The 24,843-nt window shown below is 59.8% G+C and carries 27 protein-coding genes and 1 pseudogene; 17 read left to right on the plus strand and 11 right to left on the minus strand.

Annotated elements, in window-relative coordinates; translation table 11 throughout:
• Nucleotides 1-181 precede the first annotated feature (181 nt).
• The 6 genes from AGR2A_RS05150 to AGR2A_RS05175 all read left to right on the plus strand — a co-directional run bounded on the left by AGR2A_RS05150 (nucleotide 182) and on the right by AGR2A_RS05175 (nucleotide 4,353).
• Nucleotides 182-568: a DUF983 domain-containing protein gene (locus AGR2A_RS05150; protein WP_004440372.1), complete on the plus strand. Its 387-nt coding sequence runs from the start codon at nucleotides 182-184 to the stop codon at nucleotides 566-568.
• Entirely contained in the window at nucleotides 537-1,313 is a 777-nt protein-coding gene (locus AGR2A_RS05155; RefSeq protein ID WP_376750262.1) for an SURF1 family protein, read from the plus strand. Before AGR2A_RS05150 ends, AGR2A_RS05155 begins: the two co-directional genes overlap by 32 nt.
• 62 nt (nucleotides 1,314-1,375) lie before the next feature.
• Nucleotides 1,376-2,422 carry a 4-hydroxy-3-methylbut-2-enyl diphosphate reductase gene (gene ispH, locus AGR2A_RS05160; protein ID WP_037090782.1) on the plus strand — a complete coding sequence of 349 codons (1,047 nt, stop codon included), beginning with the start codon at nucleotides 1,376-1,378 and terminating at the stop codon, nucleotides 2,420-2,422.
• 81 nt (nucleotides 2,423-2,503) lie between these two features.
• A complete protein-coding gene (locus AGR2A_RS05165) occupies nucleotides 2,504-3,472 on the plus strand; it encodes a homoserine kinase (protein ID WP_004440378.1) in 969 nt (322 codons plus the stop codon).
• Complete coding sequence (rnhA, locus tag AGR2A_RS05170) at nucleotides 3,469-3,909, plus strand: ribonuclease HI (RefSeq protein WP_004440380.1); 441 nt, start codon at nucleotides 3,469-3,471, stop codon at nucleotides 3,907-3,909. Before AGR2A_RS05165 ends, rnhA begins: the two co-directional genes overlap by 4 nt.
• 135 nt (nucleotides 3,910-4,044) lie before the next feature.
• Nucleotides 4,045-4,353 carry a Dabb family protein gene (locus AGR2A_RS05175; RefSeq protein ID WP_004440381.1) on the plus strand — a complete coding sequence of 103 codons (309 nt, stop codon included), beginning with the start codon at nucleotides 4,045-4,047 and terminating at the stop codon, nucleotides 4,351-4,353.
• A gap of 140 nt (nucleotides 4,354-4,493) precedes the next feature.
• Here the strand turns inward: AGR2A_RS05175 and AGR2A_RS05180 are convergent, their stop codons facing one another.
• Nucleotides 4,494-4,979, minus strand: coding sequence for a peroxiredoxin (locus AGR2A_RS05180; protein WP_006699978.1), 486 nt, complete (start codon nucleotides 4,977-4,979; stop codon nucleotides 4,494-4,496).
• 199 nt (nucleotides 4,980-5,178) lie between these two features.
• On the minus strand, nucleotides 5,179-6,027 hold the full coding sequence (locus tag AGR2A_RS05185) for a protein-disulfide reductase DsbD domain-containing protein (RefSeq protein ID WP_004440386.1): 849 nt from the start codon (nucleotides 6,025-6,027) through the stop codon (nucleotides 5,179-5,181).
• Nucleotides 6,028-6,188: 161 nt separating this feature from the next.
• Between AGR2A_RS05185 and AGR2A_RS05190 the strand changes: the two genes are divergently transcribed.
• The 3 genes from AGR2A_RS05190 (at nucleotide 6,189) to AGR2A_RS05200 (ending at nucleotide 8,363) form a co-directional block, all read left to right on the plus strand.
• Nucleotides 6,189-6,794, plus strand: a complete 606-nt coding sequence (locus AGR2A_RS05190; RefSeq protein ID WP_004440387.1) for a YqgE/AlgH family protein — start codon at nucleotides 6,189-6,191, stop codon at nucleotides 6,792-6,794.
• Nucleotides 6,795-6,897: 103 nt separating this feature from the next.
• Nucleotides 6,898-7,089, plus strand: coding sequence for a CsbD family protein (locus AGR2A_RS05195; protein WP_004440389.1), 192 nt, complete (start codon nucleotides 6,898-6,900; stop codon nucleotides 7,087-7,089).
• A 170-nt stretch (nucleotides 7,090-7,259) separates the two neighbouring features.
• Complete coding sequence (locus AGR2A_RS05200; protein WP_037090776.1) at nucleotides 7,260-8,363, plus strand: zinc-binding metallopeptidase family protein; 1,104 nt, start codon at nucleotides 7,260-7,262, stop codon at nucleotides 8,361-8,363.
• A 170-nt stretch (nucleotides 8,364-8,533) separates the two neighbouring features.
• Here the strand turns inward: AGR2A_RS05200 and AGR2A_RS05205 are convergent, their stop codons facing one another.
• From AGR2A_RS05205 to thrC, 4 genes are all read right to left on the minus strand, one after another.
• The gene (locus AGR2A_RS05205) at nucleotides 8,534-11,449 is read right to left on the minus strand and encodes a sensor domain-containing phosphodiesterase (protein WP_004440393.1); all 2,916 of its coding nucleotides are present in this window, start codon (nucleotides 11,447-11,449) and stop codon (nucleotides 8,534-8,536) included.
• Nucleotides 11,446-12,045 carry a GNAT family N-acetyltransferase gene (locus tag AGR2A_RS05210; protein WP_004440394.1) on the minus strand — a complete coding sequence of 200 codons (600 nt, stop codon included), beginning with the start codon at nucleotides 12,043-12,045 and terminating at the stop codon, nucleotides 11,446-11,448. Before AGR2A_RS05210 ends, AGR2A_RS05205 begins: the two co-directional genes overlap by 4 nt.
• Before the next feature lie 93 nt (nucleotides 12,046-12,138).
• Nucleotides 12,139-13,437 (minus strand): M16 family metallopeptidase, encoded by a 1,299-nt coding sequence (locus AGR2A_RS05215; protein ID WP_045532577.1) that lies wholly within the window; start codon nucleotides 13,435-13,437, stop codon nucleotides 12,139-12,141.
• Nucleotides 13,438-13,458: 21 nt separating this feature from the next.
• Nucleotides 13,459-14,856, minus strand: a complete 1,398-nt coding sequence (gene thrC / locus AGR2A_RS05220; protein ID WP_072494052.1) for a threonine synthase — start codon at nucleotides 14,854-14,856, stop codon at nucleotides 13,459-13,461.
• Nucleotides 14,857-15,120: 264 nt separating this feature from the next.
• Between thrC and AGR2A_RS05225 the strand changes: the two genes are divergently transcribed.
• A complete protein-coding gene (locus tag AGR2A_RS05225; RefSeq protein WP_044458783.1) occupies nucleotides 15,121-15,660 on the plus strand; it encodes a hypothetical protein in 540 nt (179 codons plus the stop codon).
• Between the two features lie 250 nt (nucleotides 15,661-15,910).
• Here the strand turns inward: AGR2A_RS05225 and AGR2A_RS05230 are convergent.
• Nucleotides 15,911-16,105: pseudogene (locus AGR2A_RS05230) on the minus strand (BrnA antitoxin family protein); the annotation flags it as partial.
• 10 nt (nucleotides 16,106-16,115) lie between these two features.
• A complete protein-coding gene (locus AGR2A_RS05235) occupies nucleotides 16,116-16,805 on the minus strand; it encodes an HAD family hydrolase (protein WP_003520496.1) in 690 nt (229 codons plus the stop codon).
• A gap of 214 nt (nucleotides 16,806-17,019) precedes the next feature.
• Between AGR2A_RS05235 and AGR2A_RS05240 the strand changes: the two genes are divergently transcribed.
• Nucleotides 17,020-17,700, plus strand: a complete 681-nt coding sequence (locus AGR2A_RS05240) for a GntR family transcriptional regulator (protein WP_004440402.1) — start codon at nucleotides 17,020-17,022, stop codon at nucleotides 17,698-17,700.
• A gap of 40 nt (nucleotides 17,701-17,740) precedes the next feature.
• A complete protein-coding gene (locus tag AGR2A_RS05245) occupies nucleotides 17,741-18,202 on the plus strand; it encodes a DUF1284 domain-containing protein (protein WP_072494876.1) in 462 nt (153 codons plus the stop codon).
• Here AGR2A_RS05245 and AGR2A_RS05250 read toward each other — a convergent pair.
• Complete coding sequence (locus AGR2A_RS05250) at nucleotides 18,162-19,262, minus strand: hypothetical protein (RefSeq protein ID WP_072494053.1); 1,101 nt, start codon at nucleotides 19,260-19,262, stop codon at nucleotides 18,162-18,164. The two genes, AGR2A_RS05245 and AGR2A_RS05250, sit on opposite strands and share 41 nt — an antisense overlap.
• A gap of 236 nt (nucleotides 19,263-19,498) precedes the next feature.
• Between AGR2A_RS05250 and AGR2A_RS05260 the strand changes: the two genes are divergently transcribed.
• The 3 genes from AGR2A_RS05260 to AGR2A_RS05270 all read left to right on the plus strand — a co-directional run bounded on the left by AGR2A_RS05260 (nucleotide 19,499) and on the right by AGR2A_RS05270 (nucleotide 21,562).
• Nucleotides 19,499-20,644 (plus strand): site-specific DNA-methyltransferase, encoded by a 1,146-nt coding sequence (locus AGR2A_RS05260; protein WP_072494054.1) that lies wholly within the window; start codon nucleotides 19,499-19,501, stop codon nucleotides 20,642-20,644.
• Nucleotides 20,645-21,017: 373 nt separating this feature from the next.
• Complete coding sequence (locus AGR2A_RS05265; protein WP_022555750.1) at nucleotides 21,018-21,269, plus strand: type II toxin-antitoxin system ParD family antitoxin; 252 nt, start codon at nucleotides 21,018-21,020, stop codon at nucleotides 21,267-21,269.
• A gap of 2 nt (nucleotides 21,270-21,271) precedes the next feature.
• On the plus strand, nucleotides 21,272-21,562 hold the full coding sequence (locus AGR2A_RS05270) for a type II toxin-antitoxin system RelE/ParE family toxin (protein ID WP_072494055.1): 291 nt from the start codon (nucleotides 21,272-21,274) through the stop codon (nucleotides 21,560-21,562).
• A gap of 31 nt (nucleotides 21,563-21,593) precedes the next feature.
• Here the strand turns inward: AGR2A_RS05270 and AGR2A_RS05275 are convergent, their stop codons facing one another.
• Together AGR2A_RS05275 and mutY are read right to left on the minus strand one after the other, a co-directional pair.
• Nucleotides 21,594-22,205 (minus strand): HAD family hydrolase, encoded by a 612-nt coding sequence (locus AGR2A_RS05275; RefSeq protein ID WP_022555751.1) that lies wholly within the window; start codon nucleotides 22,203-22,205, stop codon nucleotides 21,594-21,596.
• An 82-nt stretch (nucleotides 22,206-22,287) separates the two neighbouring features.
• Nucleotides 22,288-23,388 (minus strand): A/G-specific adenine glycosylase, encoded by a 1,101-nt coding sequence (gene mutY, locus AGR2A_RS05280; protein ID WP_072494056.1) that lies wholly within the window; start codon nucleotides 23,386-23,388, stop codon nucleotides 22,288-22,290.
• Between the two features lie 97 nt (nucleotides 23,389-23,485).
• Here mutY and AGR2A_RS05285 point away from each other — a divergent pair, with 97 nt between their 5' ends.
• Nucleotides 23,486-24,013: a DUF721 domain-containing protein gene (locus tag AGR2A_RS05285; protein ID WP_006699987.1), complete on the plus strand. Its 528-nt coding sequence runs from the start codon at nucleotides 23,486-23,488 to the stop codon at nucleotides 24,011-24,013.
• A 128-nt stretch (nucleotides 24,014-24,141) separates the two neighbouring features.
• Nucleotides 24,142-24,822 (plus strand): DsbA family protein, encoded by a 681-nt coding sequence (locus AGR2A_RS05290; RefSeq protein ID WP_072494057.1) that lies wholly within the window; start codon nucleotides 24,142-24,144, stop codon nucleotides 24,820-24,822.
• Nucleotides 24,823-24,843 lie beyond the last annotated feature (21 nt).

A 24,843-nucleotide genomic window follows, 5' to 3' on the forward strand; every position in this document is an offset into this window, starting at 1 on the left:
CTCCGGTAGAGATATCCGGAGAGCTAGCCCCCTCATCCGACCCTTCGGGCCACCTTCTCCCCGGCGGGGAGAAGAAGACGCGACGCGATCGAGCAAGAAACAAGTGCCCGGGTTTTGAGGCAGGTTTCCAAGAGATCGACGTCACCCTCGGACTTTGGCCGACTTTGCGGGAGGTTTCACCATGTCAGAGCCATCAGGCAGCAAGTTCGCCCCGGTCGACCCGATCAAGGTGGGCTTGAAGGGCTGCTGCCCTCGCTGCGGCAACGGGCGCCTTTTCGATGGTTTTCTGACGGTAAAACCCGCCTGCAGCGCATGCGGACTGGATTACGGTTTTGCCGATGCGGGTGATGGCCCGGCGGTTTTCGTCATGCTGATCGTCGGTTTTCTGGTTGTCGGGCTGGCGCTCTGGTTCGATCAGCATTTTGCGCCGCCCGTCTGGGTGCATGTCATCTTGTGGTTGCCATTCACGGTGATTGTCTCCCTCGTGCTGCTGCGCAAGCTGAAGGGCATCATGATCGCGCTGCAATACCGCAACAATGCAAGCGAAGGCAGGCTTGACCGTGAATGACGTGTCCCACATGAAGGCGGCGGAAAGGCGGGTCTGGTTCGCTGCGCCGCTGGTTCTGCTGGCGCTTGCCATTCTTCTCGGGCTCGGCACCTGGCAGGTAAAGCGGCTTTACTGGAAAGAGGCGCTTCTCGCCGATATAGAAGAACGGCGAAACGCTGCCCCCGCCACGGTTGCCGAAATAGAGGCGATTGCCAAAAGCGGCGGCGATATCGAGTATCGCAGGGTCAGTCTGTCCGGTACCTTCGATCACGCCCGCGAGCGGCATTTCTTCGCCACCCACCAGGGCAGAACCGGCTATTACATCTATACGCCGCTGACGCTTGCCGATGGCCGCGTCCTCTTCGTCAATCGCGGTTTTGTGCCCTTCGAGATGAAGGATCCGGCCAAGCGATCCGAGGGGCAGGTGACGGGCGAGGTGACGATTACGGGGCTGGCGCGTGCGCCGCTTGTCGCCAAGCCTTCCTCGCTGCTGCCGGACAACGATATCGCCAAGAACATATTCTACTGGAAGGATCTGGCGGCCATGGCCTCCAGTGCGGATATTCCGCCGGACCGGCTGGTCAAGCTTTTCGTGGATGCCGATGCCGCCCCCAATCCCGGCGGCTGGCCGCAGGGCGGGGTGACGCTGATAGATTTGCCCAATAATCACCTGCAATATGCGATAACGTGGTATGGTCTGGCTGCAGCCCTTGTCATCGTCGCCGGTTTTGCCTATTTCCGGAACCACAAGGCGCGCGATGAATAGTGCGCCTGCCGCCCGGCAGGGCTGGCCATCGGCAGGGCACGGAGCACGCCTAAGGAGCTGGAATGAACATCGCCGTTTCCAAACCCCCTTTGACGATAAGGCTGTGCGGACCGCGTGGTTTTTGCGCGGGCGTGGACCGGGCGATCCAGATCGTCGTGCTGGCGCTGAAGGCCTATGGCGCGCCCGTTTATGTTCGCCACGAAATCGTCCATAACCGCTATGTGGTGGAAGGGCTGGAAGCCAAGGGTGCGGTCTTCGTCGAGGAACTGCATGAAATTCCGGCCGAACATCGCGAGCAGCCGGTGGTTTTCTCGGCGCATGGCGTTCCTAAATCCGTGCCTGAGGATGCGCAGGCGCGCAACCTGTTTTATCTCGATGCCACTTGCCCGTTGGTCTCCAAGGTCCACAAGCAGGCCATGCGCCACCAGCGCCTCGGCCGCCATGTGGTGCTGATCGGCCATGCCGGTCATCCAGAGGTCATCGGCACCATGGGCCAGCTTCCCGAAGGCACCGTCTCGCTCATCGAAACGGTGGAGGATGCCGACCGTTATGAGCCGCTGGACCGCGAAAATCTCGGCTTTGTCACCCAGACGACCCTGTCGGTCGATGACACGGCAGGCGTGATCGCCAGGCTGCAGGAACGCTTCCCGGCCATTCAGGCGCCTGCTGCCGACAGCATCTGTTACGCGACCACCAACCGTCAGGATGCGGTGAAACAGGCAGCGCCCGGCTGCGACCTGTTCATCGTCGTCGGCGCCCCCAATTCCTCCAATTCCAAGCGGCTGGTGGAAGTGGCCCTGCGTGCGGGTGCGAAGCGCTCTGTCCTGGTGCAGCGGGCCTCCGAAATCGACTGGAATGAAATCGGCGATATCCGCACCGTCGGTCTCTCGGCCGGTGCATCCGCTCCTGAAGTCATCGTCGATGAAATCATCGAAGCCTTCAAGGCCCGTTTCGACACCACGCTCGATCTCGCCGTGACGGTTGAGGAAACGGAACATTTCCTCGTCAATCGCGAGTTGCGCAGCATCGAGCTGACGACGGATGATATGGCTTTCGTCAACGGCAATGCCAGCAACGCGCTGTCGCCCAAGGCTGCAGCCGGCGCCTGACATGGTTTGGCGGGAAGGGTGGTATTCGCCCCGCGCCGCTCTGCCGGATTTCCACTCCATCCTTCATCAAGAGATTTAAAATTGGCAGTTTATACTGATATCACCGAAGATGATCTGAGGAATTTCCTCACGCAGTACGACGTCGGCAGCCTCACTTCCTACAAGGGCATTGCCGAAGGCGTCGAAAACTCCAATTTCCTGCTGCATACCACCAAGGACCCGCTGATCCTGACGCTTTATGAAAAGCGTGTGGAAAAATCCGATCTGCCTTTCTTCCTCGGCCTCATGCAGCATCTGGCCGCCAAAGGCCTGTCCTGCCCCTTGCCGCTGCCGCGCAAGGATGGCGAGTTGCTGGGAGAGCTGTCGGGCCGCCCCGCCGCGCTTATCTCCTTCCTTGAAGGAATGTGGCTGAGAAAGCCGGAGGCGAAACATTGCCGCGAAGTCGGCAAGGCGCTGGCCGCCATGCATCTGGCGGGCGAAGGCTTCGAGATCAAGCGGCCGAACGCGCTCTCCGTCGAGGGCTGGAAGGTGCTGTGGGAGAAATCCGAAGACCGCGCGGACGAGGTGGAGAAGGGGCTGAAGGACGAGATTCGCCCCGAGATCGATTATCTCGCGGCCCATTGGCCGAAGGACCTGCCGGCCGGTGTCATCCATGCGGACCTGTTCCAGGACAATGTGTTCTTCCTCGGCGACGAACTCTCCGGTCTGATCGACTTTTATTTCGCCTGTAACGACCTGCTCGCTTATGATGTGTCGATCTGCCTCAATGCCTGGTGCTTTGAAAAGGATGGCGCTTACAACGTCACCAAGGGCAAGGCGTTGCTGGAAGGTTACCAGTCCGTGCGGCCGCTCAGTGAAGCGGAGCTGGAAGCGCTGCCGCTTCTGGCGCGCGGTTCGGCTCTGCGCTTCTTCCTGACGCGGCTTTACGACTGGCTGACAACGCCGGAGGGCGCGCTGGTGGTGAAAAAAGACCCGCTGGAATATCTGCGCAAGCTGCGGTTCCACCGTTCCATCGCCACTGTCGCCGAATACGGGCTGGCCGGCGAATGAAGCATGTCGATATTTTCACCGATGGCGCCTGCTCCGGCAATCCGGGTCCGGGAGGCTGGGGTGCGGTGCTGCGTTACGGCGAGGTGGAGAAGGAACTCTGCGGCGGCGAGGCCGAGACCACCAACAACCGCATGGAACTGATGGCGGCGATTTCCGCGCTCAATGCGCTCAAGGCCCCCTGCGAAGTCGATCTTTACACCGACAGCGCCTATGTGAAGGACGGCATCACCAAGTGGATTTTTGGCTGGAAAAAGAAGGGCTGGAAGACAGCCGATAACAAGCCGGTCAAGAATGTCGAGCTATGGCAGGCATTGGAAGTGGCGCGCGAGCGCCACAAGGTTACCTTGCACTGGGTGAAGGGCCATGCCGGCCATCCGGAAAACGAGCGCGCCGATGAATTGGCGCGAAAAGGCATGGAGCCTTTCAAACGGCGGTAATGCAAGACTGCTGTATTTTGCGCCGGACAAAATCCGAGCCGGCACGCCCCCATCCGGGGTTGTGAAAACCGAAACCCGACCTATCTTGTCGTCAAGGGGTGCTCCGGTGGTGCCCAACGGAGGAGAAAAATCCGGATGATCCTGCATTGTGTCTTTCTACGCTTCAAGGCCGCGACGGCCGCTTCTGAAAAACATGCAATTTTCGAGGCGATCGCCGCCCTGAAAGACGTGATACCCGGCATCGTCGATGTGAAATACGGACAGAACGTTTCACCCGAAGGGCTGAATGGCGGTTTTGTCGATGGCTTCATCGTGACGCTTGAAAGCCCGGAAGCCCGGGACGAATATCTTGCCCATCCCAAGCATATGGAGGTGGGGGAGCGCCTCGTGTCACTCACCGATGGCGGTCTTGCCGGGCTTCTGGTGTTTGATATGAATGTTTGAGAAGGCGGCGCCCCGCCGCTCTCTTCCCTCATGCTCGGGCCGGCCCAAAACATCTGCAGCATTTCGTTTTTGGTGAAATGATTGGATCCTCGGGACAAGCCCGAGGATTTATGGCTCGGCCTGTGGCCAAACCTTTGGCCTTAAAGCTGCTCGATCATCGCCGCAGCGGCAGAGACCGTCGCCTGACCGGGGTTCTCTTCCACGTTGAGTGACTTCACGACGCCGTCTTCCACCAGCATCGAATAACGCTTGGAACGCACGCCGAGGCCGCCGGCGGAGAGGTCGGCATCAAGGCCGAGCGCCTTGGTGAAGGACGCATCCCAGTCGGCGAGGAAGTGGATTTTGCCCTGACCGCCCGAAGATTGCGCCCATGCGCCCATCACATGCCAGTCGTTGACGGCAACGACTGCGATATCGTCAACGCCTTTGGCCAGAATAGTGTCGCGGTTTTCCAGGTAACCCGGCAGATGGTTCAGCGAGCAGGTGGGGGTGAAAGCGCCGGGAACGGCAAAGAGAACAACCTTCTTCCCGCCGAAAAGCGCGTCCGTGGTGGTTTCCACCGGGCCATCGGCCGTCTTTTCCTTGAAGGTTGCGGAAGGCAGTTTATCGCCGATCTTGATGGTCATGTCCGTGCTCCTATGGCCGTTCGGTTCGCGCGACTATAGAGTTTGCCAGGGAAAAGTGGAACCCGGTTTTCCCTGGAAGACAAACGAAAACAAGCTGTCCGGATACTGGCAGGTTCGCAACGAATCCAACGGTATCAGGAGCACGGAAATGAAATCCGCCATGCGGTTTTCACGGTGGATTCCACCGCGGAGCCACCGTTCAGGGCTTCGGGAAATTCAGCATCGTCTCCATGGCCCGGTCGCCCGATTTGACCAGAATGGGCCAGCTGTTGCCCTGCACCTGATAGGTTTTCGGCAGGCCCTTGATGTTCATGTAGAAGGAGAGCTTGCGCTTGTCGCGTACGAGGTTCTGCGGCTCGTAATAGGCAAAACCCGAGGGGCCGGCGATGAAGATTTCGGTCTCCTTCGGCGCGTTTTCCGGAAGCTGCAGCTGCACGCCAAGCATGGTCTTGTCAGGCGTGATGTGGAAATCGATCACCTTGAAATCGTCGGATGCCGCTTCGGGCAGTGTTTCGCGCGCCTCTTCGAGAAGGCGGCGCTCCTCGCTGTCATCATCACCAGCCGTGCCCCGGTCGATGGAGAACTTCGCCTCGAAGGGGATACAGATATTCTGGCAGACGCCGATGAATGCGGTGAGGTCGATCTTCCCGCCTGCTGCCGGATCGGTAACCTTCAGCTGAAAGGGAAGGCTGACGGCGTGGTCATAACCGATATCGGTTATATCGCCGTTTTCGATCAACTTCGGAACCGGATAGGCCATGGCGGTCAGCATCGCACCGCTGGTCGGATCAGGCGTGATCTGCGGCGGTATGCCTGCTTCTCCGGGTTCGCGCCAATAGGTTATCCAGCCGTCCTTCGGCTCGATCTGCAATACGCCGCGCACCACGCCGTTTGCATCCACGGCAAGGCTCGCGACGCGCATCTGGCCGCCCTCGCTTCTGGCCCAGTCGGTGATGTCGGCCCGGGCGGCTTGCATGCCGCCGAGGAGGGCGGCAAAAGCAGCCGCGAGGTGAAGATGTGAAAATCGAAAGAATAACCTGACGCTCATGCTTCCCGTCTAACCCAACATCGACCGGCGGACCAGTTACGAATTCGTGGGGTTCATCATTTTCGGTTGATTGATCGGGCGGTATGCCGCATCCTGTCCTTTGTCGAAGTGCGAACGCCGTTTTCCGTTAAACGACGGAATTCGGCCTGCTGGAGGCGCCTGTGAGCTTTTCAACCCTGATGGACAAGCGCGAACGTGGCTTTCTCGACGGCCAGTTCCTCATTGCGATGCCGGGGCTGGACGACGGCAATTTTGCCCGTGCGGTGATCTATATCTGCGCCCACTCGGACGCCGGGGCCATGGGTTTCATCATCAACCGGCCGCAGCAGATTACCTTCACGGACATACTGCTCCACCTGAAACTGGTGGACAGCAACGACGCCATCATGCTGCCCAACCGCACCCGTGAGTTCCCGATCCAGTGCGGCGGCCCGGTGGAATCCGGCCGAGGTTTCGTTCTGCATTCGGATGACTATTTAAGCGAATCCAGCATTCCCGTCAGCGATGACATTTCGCTGACCGCAACGCTGGATATCGTCCGCGCCATTTCCAACGGCCGCGGCCCGCAAAGGGCCACCATGATGCTCGGTTATGCCGGCTGGGGGCCAGGCCAACTGGAAAACGAGATCGCCAATAATGGCTGGCTGAACTGCCCGGCTGCGGAGGAGCTGATTTTCGACCGCGGGCTGGACAATAAATACGAGCGGGCGCTCGCCCTGATGGGCGTTGATGCACGCATGCTCTCCACAGATGCAGGGCATGCCTGAGCCTCATCTTCCCGCTCGTTTTGGCTGGAACCATTCTTCTCCCTTTGGCGTTACTTACCCGGAAAGCCGCACAGACAGTACGGTTCAACTAAGGAGCAGTAATATGGGTAGCACATCTGACAAGGTCGCCGGTAAAGCTAATGAAGTTGCTGGTAAGGTGAAGAAGAACGTCGGTGAAGCGACCGGCAATAATGAGTTGCGCGCCAAGGGTGCCGCCCAGGAAACCAAGGGCAAGGTACAGTCCTCCGTCGGCAAGGCGAAGGATGCCGTAAAGGGTGCCGTCGACCGCATGTAATATCGCCGGATTGATTGCGCCTCTCTGATGATGGGGCGCGCGGAGCGCATGTGTTAAAGAGCACATGCGCTCTTGTCGTCTGAGCGCCGGAACGCTCTTCCTGTTGCGCCGTTCATGTCGATGTCCCAGATTTGCCTCCGACCAACTGATCCATCGCAAGGGTTTCATCGATGAAGCTTTTTTCCTGCGCATCCTGCGGCCAGCCGGTGCATTTCGACAATCGTTTTTGCGTTTCCTGCGGTCATCGTCTTGCCTTCGTGCCGGAGCGCCTGTCCATGGAGGCGTTGGCCCCGGCCGGTGAGCCGAACTGGCAGATCGTCGCGGAACCGCAAAAACAGGTGCGGTTTTGCGCCAATGAAGTGAACGATATCTGCAACTGGTCGGTGCCCGCGGGAAGCGAAAGCGCATTTTGCCCTGCCTGCAGCCACAATCGCCTTGTGCCCGACATTGCGACGCAACAGGGCATTGAGCAATGGCGTCGTATCAGCCAGGCGCAGCGTCATTTGTTTTATTCTATCCTGCGGCTCGGCCTCCCGCATCCCAACCGTGATGCCGATCCCGCTGGCGGCCTTGTCTTCGACTTTCTGGTGGATGAGGTGGCGCCAGATGGTTCCGTCATTCCGGCCATGACCGGTCATGACGAGGGGCTGATCGCCATTCGTGCGGCCGAGGCCGACGATGCTACGCGCGAACAGGTGCGCGCCAATATGAACGAGCCGTACCGCACAATGCTCGGCCATTTCCGCCACGAAGTCGGTCACTTCATCTGGAACAAGCTCGTACGCGATGCAAACCGACTGGAGGCCTGCCGCGCCGTCTTTGGCGATGACAGAGAAGATTATGGCGCTGCCCTGCAACGCAATTACGAGGAGGGTCCACGTCCCGACTGGCAGGACAGCTTCATCAGTTCGTATGCCTCCGTCCACCCTTGGGAGGATTTTGCCGAATGTTTCGCGCATTATCTGCATATCGTCGATACGCTTGAGACCGCGCGCGCCTTCGGCGTGGCAATCGACCCCGACGGGCATGAAGAAATGGCGGCGGAGGTGACTTTCGATCCTTACAATGCCCGCAGCGCTGCACAGCTGGTCAAGGCCTGGATTCCGCTCAGCGTTGCGATCAACTCTATCCAGCGCAGCATGGGGGAGGCGGACCTCTATCCCTTCGTCCTGACGCCGCCGGTGGTTGCGAAGATGGAGTTCATTCACGACCTGCTGCATGGGAGGGTGGCGGCGGATGCGTCAACACCGGTGCAGGCTGCCGTGGTTCAGTGAATATCGACAAGCGAGGAGTAAAAGCCGGCAAACGCGGTGTCTCCTCCTCCTGTCATGCCGTGCTTGATCCGGTATACAGCCTGCCCAAGTCCTTGGTTTGAAAGGGATTTTCCCGCCGCGCCGACGCGCGTCGGCTGACGGGGTAGATACCTCGCGTTTCAATACTTCGCTTACGAAGCCCGCTTCGTCGGCTGGAACCGCTCCCGAAGAAGCTTTAGCGCCGCATCGCCGGAAACCGGCGTGCCGAACAGGAAGCTCTGGCCGAAATGGCAGTTCATGCGGGCCAGTTCGGCCGCATCCTCAGGCGTTTCGATGCCTTCCGCCACCACCTGCATGTCGAGCGCCCGCGCCATGGCAATGACGGAGCGCAGAAGCACGTTACGCTTGTCGCTGGTATTGGCCACCAGCGCCTTGTCGAGCTTGATCGTATCGAAGGGGAAACGGGTGAGATAGGCGAGCGATGAATAGCCCGTGCCGAAATCGTCCATGGCGAGGCTAAGGCCGGTTTCCTTGAGCTTGGAAAGCACAAGCCGCGCCTGTTCCGGATTTTCCATGACGACGGATTCCGTCAGTTCCAGCTTCAGCTGCTGCGGGTTGCAGCGCGTGCGGGTGAGCATGCCGCGAACGTCGTTATAGAGTTCGTTGTTCAGCAGTTGGGCACTGGAAATATTGACGGAGATGAAGATCGGCATCTTGTCGATGGCATGTTGCCAGTCCATCAGGTCGGTCGCCGCCCGTTCCAGCGCGAACATGCCGAGCGGCTCGATCAGGCCGGAGGCTTCGGCAATCGGAATGAACTCGCTTGGCGGGATATTGCCACGCTTCGGGTGCTCCCAACGCATCAGCGCCTCGAAACCGGCAAGCTCCCCATCATCGAGCTTGACGATCGGCTGATAGGCAAGTGACAGCTCCTTGCGCTCGATAGCGCGGCGAAGGTCACTTTCCATCTGCAGCCGGTCGGTGCCCGAGGTGCGGAAGGCGGGACGGAAAGGCTCGACACGATTGCCGCCGGCGCGCTTGGCGCGATACATGGCCAATTCCGCATCGCTGAGCAGACCTGCCGCACTTTCCTGTTGGTCGATCCACGAGACGAGGCCGATAGAAGCGGTGAGAATGATTTCGCGATTGGCGAAATTGATCGGCACCATGATCGCCTTGTTCACCGCATCGGCGAAATCCGCCACACGCTGCGGATCGCGCTCCGAGGTCAGGATCAGGCCGAATTCGTCGCCGCCGAGACGAGCCAGCGTGTCCTGCGGTTTGAGCAGGCGACGCAGGCGCCGGGTGAGGGCAATCAAAATATTGTCGCCTGCAGCAATGCCGAGCGTGTCATTGACCAGCTTGTAACGGTCGATATCGATCGCCATCACGGTTGGCCGCACGCCCTCGCTGTCCGGCGAGAGGTTGAGGATCGATTGCAGGCGGTCGAGGAAGACCTGCCGGTTCGGAAGCCCGGTCAGATTGTCGTTCATCGCGTCCTGCAGCAGCCGCTCGACCGAATTTCTCTGCTCTGTAATATCGGTGATGGTGCCGACGCAGCGGATGATTTCGCCGTTGGAGCCAAGAACGGGACGCGCACGGATTTGCAGCCAGTGGAAGTGGCCATCCTCGGCGCGAATACGGAATTCGTGGTTCAGCCGGCCCTTGCGATGGTCGAGCAGCACGTCGAGCGTCGCCTTGAACCGGTCGCGGTCATCAGGGTGCAGGCGCGGCAGCCAGTTGCGCGCGGCGCCATGCATCGTGCCGGGCTCCAGCCCCAGGCGGTTGGAAATATCTGGTGTGGTGACGATGCGATCACGCGTCACGTCCCAGTCCCAGACCGTATCGCCGCTGCCCGTCAGCGCCAGCGATTGCCGCTCCAGATCGGAGAACAACCCCTGCTGATAGGCGCTGCCGGCAAAGGCGTGCTGTATGACCGTGAAACCGATCAGCAAAACGATCAGCACCAGCCCGCCGCCAAGCGCAGGCTGCACGATGTCGTTGTCCAGCTGTCCCGTCACCGTCAACCAGCTGCCGAACAGCCAGACGAGGATCAAGGCCCAGGATGGGACGAGCAGGATCGCCCGGTCGTATTTGTTGAAACCGAGATAGATGATGAGCGCGATGCCCGCCGTCGCCGTCAGCGCGAAGGAAACACGCGCTATACCGGATGCGACGGAAGGGTCGTAGATCGCCACGCCAAACAGCAGCGCCAGCCCCACCACCCAGGCAAAGGTCGCATAACCCAGATGTGCGTGCCATCGGTTCAGGTTGAGATAGGTGAAGAGAAAGACGACGAAGCTGGAGGCGAGCGCCACTTCCGCGCCCGCCCTCCATATTCGCTGATCGCTTGAGGTGACGGTGATGAGCTTTTCGAGGAACCCGAAATCAACGCATATATAGGCAAGCACGGCCCAGGCAAGGGCGGCAGACGCGGGCAGGACCGAGGTTCCCTTGACCACGAAGAGAATGGTCAGGAGCACGGCAAGCAGGCCGGCAATGCCGAGCACGATGCCGCGATAGAGCGTGAAGGCGTTGATCGTATCCTTGTAGGCTTCCGGTTCCCACAGATAAAGCTGTGGCAGCTGCGGCGTGGAAAGCTCGGCGACGAAGGTGATGACGGAGCCGGGATTGAGCGTGATGCGGAAGACGTCGGCGTCCGGGCTTGGCTGCCTGTCGAGCGCAAAGCCTTCGCTGGGCGTTATCGCCATGATGCGTTGCGAGCCGAGATCCGGCCAGAACAGCTTGGAATTGACGAGACGGAAATGCGGCGCGACGATCACGCGCTCCAGCTGCTCTTCGGAGACATTGGCAAGCGCGAACACGGCCCAGTCGCCCTGGTGATCGTCGGAACTGGCGCGCACCTCGATGCGCCGGCGGATGCCGTCAGGACCCGGCGCGGTGGAAACCTGAAAGGCTTCGCCCTGATTGGCATAGATATCCGTGGTGGCGGTAAGATCGAGCGCCGTGTCGTCGCGGGAGATCTTGACCGGCTCGAAGGCGAAGGAATGGGAGGCAAAAAGCAGGAAAAGCAGAAAAAACGGCGCAGCCAGCGCGATTGCCGCCAGACGTTTCGTGAGGCAAGGCGCAGTGTGATTGTAGGTCATGTATCGTACTTCGTTCCGCCGGAGCTTTGCTTGTCGGCAAGAAGGGAAAACATCATATGATCCCGCCATTGGCCATTGATTTTCAGATATTCCCGCAAGAGACCTTCCCGCTGGAACCCGGCATTTTCGAGGAGCCGGATGCTTTTGAAGTTTTCCGGAATACAGGCTGCCTCGATACGGTGCAACTGAAGTCCGTTGAAGATGTAGGGTATTACCAATTTTAATGCGGCAGACATATGGCCTTGGGCGGCATGCCGTTCACCGATCCAGTATCCGATCATGCAGCTCTGCGCCGCCCCGCGGCGGATATAGCCGATGGTGATGCCGCCGACCAGAAGCGTCTCTTTTTCGAACAGCAGGAAGGAAACGGCGGTGCCGGAAGAAAATTCCTGTCCGTTACGCACCACGCGCATGCGGAAGGCGCCCTCCGTCAGTTCGTCCGGCCGCCAGGTCGGTTCCCACGGCTGTAGAAACTGCCGGCTCTCGGATCGCAGCACGTGCCACTGCTTGAAATCGCTGTAGCGCGGCAGTCTGAGAAGGTGATTGGCGCTGCGCAATTCGGGTGTGTCATTATGTCGGGAAAGAAAACGCAGCATTCACGATCCCTGTCAGGCAGATATCGCCATCCGCGAATGGGATGGCGAAAAAGATGAGCGGTCTTCACCTTCAAATCCCGCTCTCATATCGGTTTATCCGTTCGCCTTTATCCTTGCGGGCTGCTGCGCGGACAGCGCGGCCGTGATGTCGGAAAGAGGCGGCAGATGTTCGAGCGGGCCAATTGCAGACAATGTCGGAACTGTATCGAAAAACAGCCGTCCTGCAAGATCGGTCAGGCGCGTGCGGGTGATGTCGCCCAGCCGCTCCATCATCTCTTCATTCGGAATGGGTCGGCCGTAAAGCATCATCTGGCGGGCGATCTGGCCGGCGCGGGCAGCCGGGCTTTCCTGGCCCATCAGCAGTTGCGCGCGGATCTGCGCACGGGCCCGGTCGATTTCCTCCTGGTGGATGGTCTGCGAGGACTTGCGCAGCTCTTCCAGAATGACGGGAACCAGTTCAGGCAGGTCGTTGCCGCCGGTGGCCGCATGCACGCCGAAGATGCCGGTATCGGAAAAACCCCAGTGGAACGCATAGACGGAATAACACAGGCCGCGATATTCACGCACTTCCTGGAACAGGCGGGAAGACATGCCGCCGCCGAGAATATTGGCGAGAATCTGCGAACAATAGAAATCGCGGGCATGATAGGCCTTGCCCTCGAAGCCGAGAAGCACCTGCGCATCCATCAGGTCGCGGGTCTCGCGGATTTCTCCGCCGGTATAGACAGCCTTTTCAAGCACAGGTGTCGCCGCGGGCAGCTGCGGCAGCGAGGCGAAACGCTCTTCAACCTGCTTGACGAAGCTCTCGTGATCGACCGCGCCGGCCGCAACGACGAAGATGCGGTCCGTCGTATAATTGCGGGCGAGATAATGCCTGATCTGGCCTGTCGTGAAGGATTGCACGGTCTCGGGCGTGCCCAGGATCGGCCGGCCGATCGTCTGGTCGCGATAGGCGACACCGGAGAAATTGTCGAAGATCACGTCGTCGGGCGTATCGGTGGCGGCACCGATCTCCTGCAGGATGACGTTCTTTTCGCGCTCCAACTCGTCTTCATCGAAGAGCGATTCCGTCAGGATGTCGGCAAGGATATCGACCGCGAGCGGAACGTGATCCTTGAGGACGCGGGCGTAGTAGGAGGTTGTTTCCGTCGACGTCGCGGCGTTGACTTCGCCGCCTACATTTTCGATCTCTTCGGCGATCTGACGGGCGGTGCGGCGCGCCGTGCCCTTGAACGCCATATGTTCGAGAAGATGGGCGATGCCATGTTCGGCAGTCGTCTCGTTGCGGGAGCCGGATTTGATCCACACCCCAAGAGCGACGCTTTCGAGATGTGGCATTCTTTCCGTGACAACGGTCAACCCGGACGAAAGCCGGGTCAAATTTACTCTCATACTCAACGTCTTTCCGCGTCTCTATTTGCCGGCGCGTGCATGTTTGCCGATGAAGCTTTCCACGGCTTTGAGCTCCGCATCCAGAATGTCGAAACGCTCCTCCCGGTTCATGATGTCAGCGAGCCATACTGGAAGCGCCGGGTCGATTGCGCAAGCGGATTTTACAGCCGCCGGGAATTTTGCCGGATGGGCGGTCGACAGAACCACCATTGGCGTTGCGGGCTTTTCGTGCTTTTCCGCCACGAAAACACCTGTTGCCGTGTGCGGGTCGATCAGGTAGCCGGTCTTTTCAAGCGTGTCGCGAATGGTCGCCGCCACCTGCTTTTCGGTGGCGCGTCCGGCGCGGAAATCCTTCTTGATGAACTTCAGCGCCTTTTCCGGAATTTCAAACGCGCCCGATTGCTTGAGGCCATCCATCGATGACTTAACGGCAGCGGAATCGCGGTCGTAGGCTTCGAACAGCAGTCGCTCGAAGTTGGACGAAATCTGGATATCCATCGAGGGCGAGGTGGTGGGCTTGACGCCGCGCATCTCGTAACGGCCGGTCTTCAGCGTGCGCGCCAGAATGTCGTTGTCATTGGTCGCGATGACCAGCTTGTCGATCGGCAGGCCCATCTTCTTGGCGACGTAACCGGCGAAAATATCGCCGAAATTGCCTGTCGGAACGGTGAAGGACACCTTCCGGTCGGGGCCGCCGAGCGACAGAGACGCGGTGAAATAATAGACCACCTGCGCCATGATGCGCGCCCAGTTGATGGAGTTGACGCCGGAAAGCTTCACGCCGTCGCGGAACTTCACGTCGTTGAACATCTCCTTCACCAGCGTCTGGCAATCGTCGAAATTGCCGTTGATCGCCAGCGCATGCACGTTGGAAGCGGTGGAGGTCGTCATCTGGCGCTGCTGCACCGGAGAGACCTTGCCGTTCGGGAAAAGGATGAAGATATCAGTACGCTCGCGTCCGGCAAAGGCGTCGATCGCCGCCCCGCCCGTATCGCCGGATGTGGCGCCGACAATGGTGGCGCGCTCGCCGCGTTCCGTCAGCGTATAGTCCATCAGACGGGCGAGGAGCTGCATCGCCACATCCTTGAAGGCGAGCGTGGTGCCGTGGAACAGCTCCAGCACGAAGGTGTTCGGACCGGTCTGTGTCAGCGGAACGACGGCCGGGTGGCGGAAGGTCGCATAGGCGTCGTCGATCATCGCCTTGAACTTGTCTGCCGGAATTTCGCCGCCGGTGAAACGGTAGAGAACCTCGAAGGCGACATCCTGGTAGGACTTGCCGCGCAGGTTGCGGATTTCCTTTTTCGACATGGACGGCCATTTGCGCGGCACGTAAAGCCCGCCATCGCGGCCAAGGCCTGCCAGAAGCGCGTCGCAAAAACCAAGCGAAGGGGCCGCACCCCTGGTCGATACATATTCCACGAGATAGTCCCTTATCCGTTGCCGATGTGATCGGCGTCTTTTCCGCAGCGTCTCACCGAAATGAGGCGATTGGCGAGGTCATGAAGCGCTTTTTTGAAAATTCAAGCAAAACCGAACATGCCAATCGATTTTTTCCGGCGTCGCTGCTATAGACCATCGCCAACCTGGGTGAAAGGTCAATAAACAGCGTCTCCGGTTCTGTTCCGGGACAATGGAGAGGGAATTAGAAGAGTGTCAGGGAATTTCTTGCGTTTGTCCGCCGCGATGTCGCTTCTCGTCGTTGTTGCAGGATGCAATTCCTCCAACCCGTCGGACTCGCTTGCCGTCAACCCGCCGGCGGCGCAGGCCGCGCCAACGGCTGCCGTGGTTCAGGCCAATTGCCCGGCCGTGACGGTTCTCGACGCCAATGCCGTTCATCGCGTCTATGCCGGCGGCGCCAAGGACGATCCGCAGAAACTCGCCTATCAGGTCTCGCTGTCCGATACGACGCGCTCCTGCACCGCCAATGAATCGACGCTCACCGTCAACGTGCTGGCCCAGGGCCGCCTCGTTCCCGGCCCGATGGCCAAGCCCGGCCGAGTCACCGTGCCGATCCGGGTGACGGTGAAGGATGGCGACGGCGAGATTTTCGGTGAAACGACCAATTTCGCCATCGATGTTCCCGCAGGCGGGGCCGGCACGCAGTTCATCTTCAACAACGACCACGTCGCCATTCCCAACGGACCGGGCGGCGCGCCGAGGTCTGTCAGCGTTTATATCGGCTTTGCAGAGCAGGGCGCGAAGGCCAAGACGAAGCGCCGGTGATTTGACGGGCAAAATGTAAAAGCCGGAGGCTGCTCGGCAGGCTTCGGTGCTGATTGCGCGCAAAGGTCCGAATTCCGTCACCCCGGACTTGATCCGGGGTCCAGCGCGATCAAGTCATTGATCGCAAAAGACTCTTCTCACGGCGCAGACACGCCGTGACTGGATGCCGGATCAAGTCCGGCATGACGGAGGAGAGGTCTACCACTTTCCATGCGTTTTAACCGGAGGGTTTTCCCACAGTCGTCGCCTTCTCCGCTGACGGGCGGCTACGGCAGTTTCGATACTCCTCCACAGCCTCAAAAAAAGCTGGCGGCAAAACGGCCCTGGCGGGACGCGCATTTGCCAGCTCTTCATCTGTCATTTCGGGAAAGTCGACAGCATCCCAATCCGCTTCGGTATAGCCTTGGCCGGGTACGAATTCCTTTTCCGTCTGGGATGCCACCACAGCTACCTCCTTAAAACGCGCCTTCCCACTCCGCCATTGCCGCAATCACGGCCGGCAGGTCCTGCATGCGGGAGATCACCGTTTCGGCGCCCGCATCTGTTAGCCGGTCGGCGTGGCTGGGATAGGTGTGGGACGCGCCGGTAAAGCCGATGACGCGCATGCCAGCGGCCCTTGCGCCATGGATGCCGTGCACGGAATCTTCGACCACGACCACGCGATCGGGGGAAACGCCAAATTGCGCTGCGCCGTGCAGGAAGATGTCGGGCTTCGGCTTCACGCGATCAGCGCCGAGATCCTTGGCGGAATAGATATGCGGCGCGAAATAGGGTTTCAGGCCTACTTTCGTGAGCATCATATCGAGGCGGTGGCTCGAAGAGTTCGAGCAGATGCAGCGGGGCGTCGTCAGGCGGGACAGGGCGAACTTCACGCCCTCGATGATCTTCACGTCGCGTTCCAGCCGCATGTCGAGCAGTTTTTCCGATTTGTCGAGCAGCGAGGCTGAGAGCGGAATGCTGGCTTCGCTTTCCACCTGCAGGAGGATGTTCTTCCAGGTCATGCCGGCGAAACGCTCCCCCATTTCCTCGACCGAGATCGGATAACCGGCTTCGGTCAGAAGGCGGGATTCCACCTGTGCCGCGATGATTTCGGAATCGACCAGAACGCCGTCGCAGTCGAAAATAATGAGGTCGAAGCCGCTCATGGGCGCTCCCTGTATCGGATTTGGCTGGAAGAAAATGATGCCGGGCTTTTAGACCATGTCCGCGCCAAGCTCAACCGGCTCGCCAGCAAAGGACAGTCCCGTCAGGCTCATAGCTTGAAGGCCGCGGGCAAGGGTGCCGCGTGTCATAACAGTCTGCTCTGGCTTGCTGCAAAAACCTCTACACACGGTCGCGCCATATGCGCTATGGGATGTTATGCCCAAGACAGCAAAAAATTCGCCTGAAGATACCATTGCCGCCCGCATCAGCCGCACGCTTGCCGACCGCATCGTTCGCGGTGAGCTGTCGCCGGGCGAGAGGCTGCGGCAGGATCACATCGCCGCCGAATTCGGCGCCTCGCATGTGCCGGTGCGCGAGGCATTCCGCCGGCTGGAAGCGCAGGGGCTTGCCGCCAGCATTCCGCGCCGGGGTGTCAGGGTCGCGGATTTCGGTCTCGATGATGTGCGCGAGGTGGCGGAAATGCGTGCTGCTCTTGAGGTTCTGGCTTTGCGCCACGCCATTCCCAACATGACGTCAGCCATTCTCGATCAGGCGGAGGCAGCCACGCTCGAAGGCGACAGCGCCGTTGATGTCGAGCATTGGGAGGAGGCCAATCGCCGCTTCCACCGCCTCATCACCGCGCCCTGCAACATGCCGCGCCTGATGGAAGCGATCGATGGCCTGCATGCGGCAAGCGCCCGTTTCCTGTTTTCCGCCTGGCGGGCCGGCTGGGAGCGCCGCACCGATACCGATCACCGGGCGATCATCGACGCGCTGCGCGGCGGCCGCGCCGAAGAGGCGGTGCGCATCCTTGACGGGCATGTGCAATGGATCGGCCGCAAGGCGATCCGCACCTCGTCCGGCTCGGTGCGCGACGCCTTCGCCATTGTCGGATAGGCCCTTGACCGTCCGCCTCCGGCCCCACCACCTTCTCTGCATGCTCACCTATGTGGGCAAGGGATACACATCCGGCTTCGTCGAAAATTACGACCGTGTCGCCGACCGCCTGAATGCCGGGGAAGAGGATATCGAGCTGGTGGATGGCCCCGACGACATCTGCGAGGGCCTGTTGTGTGAAAGCCATGCCCACTGTTTCAACGAAGGGGTTGTGAAGCGGGATGAGACGGCCCGCGTTTCGGTGTCAGTGCTTTTGGGCGAGACGCTGGCTGCCGGCAAGCGGTTGCAGGCGACGCCGGACTTCCTTGCCAAGATGCGTCTGGCATTTGCAGCGGGAGATATCAGGCAGGCCTGTCGAGGCTGCCAGTGGAACAGGCTGTGCGACCGCATTGCGGCTTCAGGCTTTGCTGGCGTGAAAATCGGCGAACAGCCGGAGCCTCAAGCAGGGCTGCGGCCGAGGCCTACTCCGGCACACGCGTCTCGGTTCTCTCGGCAGCCTTGACCGTCGCCTTGATCTCCTTCGGATCGCGGCCCGACTTCTTGTCGTAACTTACCTTCACCGAATAATCGCCGGGATGAAGCGTTTCCTGATGCTGCGTGCCATAGCGGCCGGAAATCTCCTTCTGCGTGCCCTGAAGGTCCCTGGTCGTTTCGACAATGTCGATCCGTTCCGCGCCGGGGGCGGTAATTGCGAGAACGCCCGCATCGAGATTGATGGTTATTTCCGTGCGTTTTCCGGCGGTCACGGTGAACGGCTGCTCCACTGTCACCTTGCCGAGGCGTGCGCGCATGACGAAATTACCGGCCGGCATTTCCATCATCTTGCCGGTGCCGTAAATGCCGTTGATGGTCTCCCGCGTGCCGTCAAGGGTTTCCTTGGCCGACATCGCTTCGAAGCGGATATCATCCGTTTCCACCGCCCTGCCGTCTTCCGCATACACGGCCTTGGCGATCACCACGCCGCTCGGAATGACAAGTTCGTGGCTGATCTTGTCGCCGGCCTTGATGGTGAGCTTCTCCTGCGCCCGCGCCGGGCCGACGCTGCCGGTGAGAAGCACTTCGCCCGCCGGCACGAAGACGGTATTCTGGCCATAGACGCTGTCTTTGAAATCATCCTTGGTGATTTCAGTTTTCGCCTGTGTCTCCACATCGCCGCCGGGGCTGCGTTTTGGCACGACAGTCAGTTCGGCCGCATCGAAATTTACCTTCGGCCTTGCAACGCTTCCGTCCTTCACCTCGAACGCTATTTCGCGGGTCACATTGCCCAGCGCCGCCACGCCCACATATCTGCCCGCTGGCAGCTTCGCCTCGAAGGTGGCGTCATAGGAACCGCCGGCATTCTCGTCGGTGCGCACGCCGGTGCGGTCGGCCTTGTAGAAATCCCAGCGCACCCTGTCACTGTTGCCGAGGGAGGGGCCGCCATCAAACAAAACCGCATCGGTGATGACGTTATATTGCGGGTTCGGTTGCTGGGCCTGCGAGGGCGTTGCCAGCGCGACCGCGAAAAGTGCGGCCCAAACGACATTCATGGAAAAAGACGCCATTTTCATCACGGACCCCATTGCGGACTACCCCCTGCCATAATGGCTCTTCCTGCCGCGCGAATATGCGGGCACAGGAGAACCCATTGTGCACAACGTTTTCGCCGGACTTCGGGTTCCCCGCCGGTCTCCGCAAATTGCGCCAGTGCGCCGCGGGAGCCATTTATTTCGCATTTTCCGTGACTTGTTCAGGCTTTGATAACCATCTTCGGTAACCATAAGCCTCAGTAGAGAGTAAGCGTATGGAGCGAGTACCAATGGCAGCAGTTTTTCCGCTGGCCGATTTTCGGCATGCCGGTTTTGATCGTGCAGGTGAGAGTGACGCCTGGAAAGACAGCATCATAAAGGGTGATTGCGTCGCTGCCTTGGATGCCCTCCCGAGCCAGTCGGTGGACGCGATTTTCGCCGATCCGCCGTATAACCTCCAGCTCGGCGGCACGCTGCACCGGCCCGATCAGTCGCTGGTTGACGCCGTCGACGACGAATGGGACCAGTTCGCCTCCTTCGAGGCCTATGATGCCTTCACCCGCGCCTGGCTGCTCGCCTGCCGCCGCGTGCTGAAGCCGAACGGCACCATCTGGGTCATCGGTTCCTATCACAATATCTTCCGCGTCGGCGCCACGCTCCAGAACCTCGATTTCTGGATCCTCAACGATATCGTCTGGCGCAAGACCAACCCCATGCCCAATTTCAAGGGCCGCCGGTTCCAGAACGCCCATGAAACCATGATCTGGGCGAGCCGCGATCCGAAAGCCAAGAACTACACCTTCAACTACGATGCGTTGAAGGCCTCCAATGACGACGTGCAGATGCGCTCCGACTGGCTGTTCCCTATCTGCAGCGGCCATGAGCGGCTGAAGGGTGAGGACGGCAAGAAGGTGCACCCCACCCAGAAGCCGGAAGCGCTGCTTGCCCGCATCATCATGGCTTCCACCAAACCGGGTGATGTCGTGCTCGACCCGTTCTTCGGCTCCGGCACCACGGGTGCGGTGGCAAAACGCCTCGGCCGCCACTTCGTCGGCATTGAGCGCGAGCAGGATTATATCGATGCCGCCGCCGCCCGCATCGCCGCCGTCGAACCGCTCGGCAAGGCGGAACTGACAGTCATGACCGGCAAGAAGGCCGAGCCGCGAGTCGCCTTCAACACCCTGCTGGAAAGCGGCCTCGTCCGTCCCGGCCAGGTGCTGACGGATGCAAAGCGCCGTTATAGCGCCATTATTCGTGCGGATGGTACGCTCGCATCCGCCGGAACCGCCGGCTCCATCCATCGCCTCGGCGCGACGGTGCAGGGTCTCGACGCATGCAACGGATGGACGTTCTGGCACTTCGAAGACGGCGACGACCTGAAGCCGATCGATGATCTCCGAGCCATCATCCGCAGTGAACTGGCAAAGGCCGAATAGTCCAAGCCGAAAAGGCTTGAAGGCAACGATCCACCGCCCGCCCTTGTCCAGAATACGTCTCCGTCCGGTTTAGTACCTTCAGTCCCGGATGGAGAACGACCAACGCCCGGCACATCGTGTCGGGCGTTGGTATTTTCGAATATAAAATTTTAGATAGACAAGTTTCGCGCAAGAGACGACAACTACTGTCCTAATCAAAGCAGTGGTTGTGAAAATCCGGTCTGGACAACTCACAAAAACATTGCGTCCAATGCCGCTTGCGGCAGGACTGGCGCAGGCCGGAGACCGCCATTTCCGCCTGCGCCAATTTCTTTTCCCGATCTTTTTGACAAACCTTGCCAAAATCTGCACTCTGTCTTCATAGGAGATGAAGATGGTGACCATGAATATTTCGCTGCCCGGCCAGATGAAGGAATGGGTCGAAGCGCAGTCTAAAACGGGCCGTTACTCCAATGCCAGCGACTATGTCCGAGATCTCATCCGAAAGGATCAGGAGCGGAGCGAAAAGATCGCTGCCATGCAGGGTCTGGTGGACGAAGGATTGCAGGCTCCCTCCGGTCATCGTTGTGAAGATGCCTTGTTTGCTGAGGCCGAAGCCCGCTCCATGAAACGTAAAATTGGCTGATCATGGGATTTCGCCTTTCTCTGCCTGCGGAAGAAGACGTCATCCGCATAGCGCAAGAAGGCATCGACCTATTTGGACCTCAGCAAGCGCGAAAGTACCATCGCGAACTTTTCGCAATATTCGACTTGATATCACGGAATCCGAGGATCGCACGCGAGCGTGGCGAGTTGTCGCCGTCGGTGCGCATTCATCCGTTCAGAGCACATCTGGTGGTCTATCGCGTTGAGGCGGACGACGACGTCCTCATCGTCCGCGTCCGCCATGGGCACGAGGACTGGGGCAATGAGCCTTAATCCGTGCCACGAGGTGACTTAAGGGCGGAACCTAAACCGCCACCCCAAATGCCTGCAGATCCTGCTTCAGCTTCTCCGCGCCGGTGAACTGCACCGCCTGCCAGCCGGCGGCCTTTGCGCCTTCGACATTGATCGCCGTATCATCGATGAACAGAGTTGCGGCGGGATTGAGCCCGAAATCGCGCGCATGAAGCTCATAAATCGCCACATCCGGTTTGATCAGCTTGATGTCACCGGAAACGGTGACGCCACGCGGCAGGGTGAGGAAGGGGAACATCTTCTGCGCCTCACGAAAAGTGTCGGAGGCGAAGTTGGTGAGCATCGTCACGTCGTGGCCGCTCTCGATAAGGCCTGTCATGATCGCGACGCTGTCGTCATAGGAATGCGAGACCATCTCGTGCCAGAACTTGCGGAAGGAGCGGATGTGCTCTTCCCGTTCCGGGAACTTCTCCACCAGCAAAGCTTCAGCATCCTCCCAGCGGCGGCCACGATCCTGCTCGAGGTTCCAGTCATGGGTGCAGACATTCTCGAAGAACCATTGGCGCTCATCGGCATCGGGAATGAGGCGGCTATAGGGAATATGCGGATCGTAATGGATCAGCACCTTGCCGATGTCGAATACGATATGCTCAATCTTGGTCATCGAAATTTCCTGCTTTCATCGAACGTTAGAGCGTCCGAAAGACGCTCTAAATCTTTGAGTTGCGCATCGTGCCTGTCGAAAATCAATTTCGATTTTCGGGCCGATACGCGGATGGAATAGCTTGGGCGATGACTTTTTTCATCACCGTTGGCAGCGCCTGCGCGTCAAGATTTGTAACCGGCTCCCACCATCCGTCATCCGGCCCGGTTTGGAGGCCGCCCGGAACCTGAGCGCGGTAGACGTTGAGCCTCAGCTCAAAATGGGTGAACACATGCACGATCACGCCCGTCGCCTGCCAGCGGGCGGCGAAGGGCGCGTGACTTTGGTCCGTGCCGCCATCCAGGCGGGCGGTCCAAGCCGTTGTCGGCACCTCGGTCATTCCGCCGAGAAGGCCGCTGTCGATTCGCCGCCGCAGCAGGATTTCACCTTCTGCATTGACGGCCACAAAGGCAGCCCCGAGCCGCACCGGTTTTGCTTTCTTCGCGGCTTTCACCGGAAAACGCTCCGGCTCGTCATGGGCAAGCGCAAGACAGTGGCCGTTGAAGGGACAGAGCGCGCAGGCCGGCCGTTTCGGCGTGCAGATCGTTGCGCCAAGGTCCATCATTGCCTGGGCGAAATCCCCGGGCCTGTCGGCAGGCGTCAGCTCTGCTACCTTAGCTTTCATCGCCGGCTTGGAGCCGGGCAGTGGCGCATCGATGGCGAAGAGACGTGAAATGACCCGTTCGACATTGCCGTCCATGACAGCCGCCTGCCGGTTAAAAGCGATGGCAGCGACGGCAGCCGAGGTATAATCACCGATGCCGGGCAGTTGCTTCAAACCCTCTTCCGTGTCCGGAAAGACGCCGCCATGCTCATTCGCCACGGCTTCCGCGCATTTCTTGAGATTGCGGGCGCGAGCGTAATAACCAAGGCCTGCCCAGGCCGCCATGACGTCCTCGACCGGCGCCGCAGCGAGATCCGTGACGCTCGGCCACGCGGCGAGGAACTTCAGGAAATAAGGTTTCACGGCCTGCACCGTCGTCTGCTGCAGCATCACTTCGGAAAGCCAGACATGATAGGGATCGGCGCGTTTTCCCTTCGCTGCCATGGCCGGGGAAGTGCGCCATGGCAATTCGCGATGGTGCCGGTCGTACCATGCGAGCAGCATCTGCGCATAAGACGACGAGGCGGTTTTTTGAAGCATGGTTTGCCGTTTCTGTTCGATTTGGCCTATAGTTGGGACATCCGTAGCGGGCGATCAAGAAAATGTGGATCGCCCTCTCCAAAATCGCGAGTGAAACATGCGTTATCCCCAGAGTGGTGCCGGCAAGAAGAAGGGCGTCGTGCAGATCGCCGAAGTCGCCAATGGCATCATGGACCCGGTCCTGTCGAAACGCGCCGGCATCAACACGGCGCTGCTCGGCTCCTGGGACGAGATCGCCGGGGACGATTTTGCCGATTGCACCCGCCCGGAAAAGATCACCTGGCCGCGCCGCGACGAAGGCCCGGACCGTGGCGGATATCAGCCCGGCGTGCTGACGATCGCCTGCGAAGGCGCGCGCGCGCTATTTCTCACCCACGCGCAGGGCGAACTCATTGCTCGCATCAACGGCTTTTTCGGCTTCCCGGCCGTGCGCCAGATCAGGATCGTACAGAAGCCCGTCTCGCAAACCATCACCCGCCGGCGCAAACCGCAGCCCCTGCGCGGCGATGCGGCAAAACGTCTCGATGACATGATGGACGGCATTGAAAGCGAGGCGCTGCGCAAGGCGGTGGAGAGGCTGGGCACGGCGGTGTTGCAGAAGAAGCCGGGGCGCAGGACGATTTGATGCAAGGTGCCGTCCTTGACTGGTCACAATTCTTTGACAAGAAGAGTTCAGAACCCCGCTTGTGATGAACAGGCCGTCGCTATATCGGAATCAACGGACAATAGAGTCTATTACCAACAGGTGCTTTCATGCATTTTCCCGAACTGACCATTTCCCGTCGCAGCCTCCTCGGCGGCGTTGCTCTTGCTGCCGTTGCCACGGCCCTGCCGTTTGCCTTTACGCCCGGTATCGCCGAGGCTCAGGAACTGCCTGAGTCCACCGGTGATGTGGATATGGCTGCGGTAATGAAGCCCGGCCCGCTGCCGGAAGCAGCGCTCGGCGATGCCAACGCACCCGTCAAGATCGTCGAATATATGTCGATGACCTGCCCGCACTGCGCCAACTTCCACAACAAGACCTTCGAAGAAATCAAGAAGAAGTATATCGATACCGGCAAGGTCTATTTCGTGCTCCGCGAATTCCCGTTCGATCCGCGCGCCGCTGCCGCCTTCATGCTGGCGCGCTGCGCACCGGAAGGTCAGTATTTCCCCTTCGTTTCCATGCTGTTCAAGCAGCAGCAGAGCTGGGCCGTTGCGCAGGATGCGCGCGCCGCCCTGCTGCAAATGTCGAAAATGGCCGGTTTCTCACAGGAGTCTTTCGAGGCCTGCTTGACGAACCAGAAACTTCTGGATGATGTGAACGCAACCATGCAACGCGGTGCGACGGAATTCGGCGTCAACTCCACGCCGACTTTCATCATCAACGGCAAGAAATACGCAGGAGACATGTCGGTTGAAACCATGTCGGCTGTCATCGACAAGCTGCTCTGATCACCGAAGCCTTCAGAAAAC

It is taken from the genome of Agrobacterium genomosp. 2 str. CFBP 5494, assembly GCF_900013495.1.
In the GTDB taxonomy this organism is placed as follows: domain Bacteria; phylum Pseudomonadota; class Alphaproteobacteria; order Rhizobiales; family Rhizobiaceae; genus Agrobacterium; species Agrobacterium pusense.

Coding starts and splice junctions, on each gene's coding strand:
- AGR2A_RS05210 (WP_004440394.1), bottom strand. CDS start 12,045: ATGCTGCGTTTTCTTTCCCGACATAATGACACACCCGAATTGCGCAGC.
- ispH (WP_037090782.1), top strand. CDS start 1,376: ATGAACATCGCCGTTTCCAAACCCCCTTTGACGATAAGGCTGTGCGGA.
- AGR2A_RS05155 (WP_376750262.1), top strand. CDS start 537: ATGCAAGCGAAGGCAGGCTTGACCGTGAATGACGTGTCCCACATGAAG.
- rnhA (WP_004440380.1), top strand. CDS start 3,469: ATGAAGCATGTCGATATTTTCACCGATGGCGCCTGCTCCGGCAATCCG.
- AGR2A_RS05185 (WP_004440386.1), bottom strand. CDS start 6,027: ATGAGCGTCAGGTTATTCTTTCGATTTTCACATCTTCACCTCGCGGCT.
- AGR2A_RS05240 (WP_004440402.1), top strand. CDS start 17,020: ATGCCCAAGACAGCAAAAAATTCGCCTGAAGATACCATTGCCGCCCGC.
- AGR2A_RS05205 (WP_004440393.1), bottom strand. CDS start 11,449: ATGACCTACAATCACACTGCGCCTTGCCTCACGAAACGTCTGGCGGCA.
- AGR2A_RS05265 (WP_022555750.1), top strand. CDS start 21,018: ATGGTGACCATGAATATTTCGCTGCCCGGCCAGATGAAGGAATGGGTC.
- AGR2A_RS05275 (WP_022555751.1), bottom strand. CDS start 22,205: ATGACCAAGATTGAGCATATCGTATTCGACATCGGCAAGGTGCTGATC.
- AGR2A_RS05290 (WP_072494057.1), top strand. CDS start 24,142: ATGCATTTTCCCGAACTGACCATTTCCCGTCGCAGCCTCCTCGGCGGC.
- mutY (WP_072494056.1), bottom strand. CDS start 23,388: ATGCTTCAAAAAACCGCCTCGTCGTCTTATGCGCAGATGCTGCTCGCA.
- AGR2A_RS05270 (WP_072494055.1), top strand. CDS start 21,272: ATGGGATTTCGCCTTTCTCTGCCTGCGGAAGAAGACGTCATCCGCATA.
- AGR2A_RS05245 (WP_072494876.1), top strand. CDS start 17,741: ATGCTCACCTATGTGGGCAAGGGATACACATCCGGCTTCGTCGAAAAT.
- AGR2A_RS05260 (WP_072494054.1), top strand. CDS start 19,499: ATGGCAGCAGTTTTTCCGCTGGCCGATTTTCGGCATGCCGGTTTTGAT.
- AGR2A_RS05150 (WP_004440372.1), top strand. CDS start 182: ATGTCAGAGCCATCAGGCAGCAAGTTCGCCCCGGTCGACCCGATCAAG.
- AGR2A_RS05225 (WP_044458783.1), top strand. CDS start 15,121: ATGTCGCTTCTCGTCGTTGTTGCAGGATGCAATTCCTCCAACCCGTCG.
- AGR2A_RS05200 (WP_037090776.1), top strand. CDS start 7,260: ATGAAGCTTTTTTCCTGCGCATCCTGCGGCCAGCCGGTGCATTTCGAC.
- AGR2A_RS05175 (WP_004440381.1), top strand. CDS start 4,045: ATGATCCTGCATTGTGTCTTTCTACGCTTCAAGGCCGCGACGGCCGCT.
- AGR2A_RS05250 (WP_072494053.1), bottom strand. CDS start 19,262: ATGGGGTCCGTGATGAAAATGGCGTCTTTTTCCATGAATGTCGTTTGG.
- AGR2A_RS05235 (WP_003520496.1), bottom strand. CDS start 16,805: ATGAGCGGCTTCGACCTCATTATTTTCGACTGCGACGGCGTTCTGGTC.
- AGR2A_RS05215 (WP_045532577.1), bottom strand. CDS start 13,437: ATGAGAGTAAATTTGACCCGGCTTTCGTCCGGGTTGACCGTTGTCACG.
- AGR2A_RS05180 (WP_006699978.1), bottom strand. CDS start 4,979: ATGACCATCAAGATCGGCGATAAACTGCCTTCCGCAACCTTCAAGGAA.
- AGR2A_RS05195 (WP_004440389.1), top strand. CDS start 6,898: ATGGGTAGCACATCTGACAAGGTCGCCGGTAAAGCTAATGAAGTTGCT.
- AGR2A_RS05285 (WP_006699987.1), top strand. CDS start 23,486: ATGCGTTATCCCCAGAGTGGTGCCGGCAAGAAGAAGGGCGTCGTGCAG.